This window comes from Mesorhizobium sp. M2A.F.Ca.ET.067.02.1.1, assembly GCF_004023285.1.
Lineage (GTDB): Bacteria > Pseudomonadota > Alphaproteobacteria > Rhizobiales > Rhizobiaceae > Mesorhizobium.
Genome location: NZ_RZSB01001183.1, coordinates 1 through 1104 on the forward strand (window position 1 = coordinate 1; position 1104 = coordinate 1104).

At 65.6% G+C, this 1104-nt stretch carries 1 pseudogene; it reads right to left on the bottom strand.

Annotation, left to right across the window (positions count from 1 at the left end):
• Positions 1-7 precede the first annotated feature (7 nt).
• A pseudogene (locus EOA28_RS36575) lies at positions 8-1104 on the bottom strand (Dyp-type peroxidase domain-containing protein); the annotation flags it as partial.

The following is a 1104-nucleotide window of genomic DNA, read 5'->3' on the forward strand; positions in this document are numbered from 1 at the left end:
CCCCTGATCACAACCGCGAGATCATGTAGCGCAGCGCCGAGCGACTCGGCATGAAGAAATAGCCGCCGCCTTTCGTGGTGACGAACTTCGGCACATCCTTGAGCACGGTGACCTTTTCCCAGGACGGGATCGAGAACCGGCCGCCGCCGCCCCTTGCCCCGATCGTCGGATCCGTCTCCCCGACAAGACCCTGGAACGAGTTCGACGAGATCCAGGTCTGCTGGATGAACTCGTATTGGCGCTCGATATCGGCGTTGAGACACATGAAGAGCAGTCCCTTCTCTGTCTTCCCGCTTCTGTCCTTTTTCTCGTAGGTGCGGCCGACGCGCAGGATGCGATGGCGCTTGCCGATGCTGATCTGCGTCTCGCGGTCCTCGCCGAGTGAATCGCGCGGGTTGGAACGGCGTATGTGGGAGCCGAGTGGACAGGCGTGCCCCTGCGGATCCTCGGCGCCGAGCGCGAAATCATTGTCGACGCCGCGGCCCGGCCGCCCGTTCGGATTGCGCACGAGCGAGCTGCCGTCCTGCCAGCGGCCGAGCATCTTCGCGGCCACCCAGCGTTGATCGACGGCGGGATCGCCGGTCTCATTTGCGGCCTGCGTCGCCGCCCGCCTGCAATAATCGTCGAACAATTCGACATGCTGCTCGAACTGGCGCATGACGAGGAACGTGCCGTTGCGGCCGAAATCGCGCGGCGGAGGCGGTTGCCCGGGTATCTGGCGGTTGCGCCGCACCTGCGACAGGATGCCGGCGCGGTCCAGCGCCGCCTCGACCGACGGCGACGACGGGTAGAAGCCATGCTCGTCGCGATAACCGAACAGGAACTCGCCCGGTGCGAGCAGATGCATGGGCGCGGCTCCCTTGGCGGCGCGCGCCGTACCCCGAACGATCGGTTGCGAGATGCCGTCGACGAAGCCGAAATGCTCGACCGCCCGCTTGCCTTCGCGCTTCACCTTCAGCGGCAGTTCGGCGGTCACCGACATCCCGGCGCCTGCCGTCTGTCGCTCCATGGCCATGATCTCGGCCTTCAGCGAGGCCGGCGTCTCGGCATAGCAGACGATGATGGCATCGACGGGCTTGGCGGAAGACCCCCACTGCCATTTGT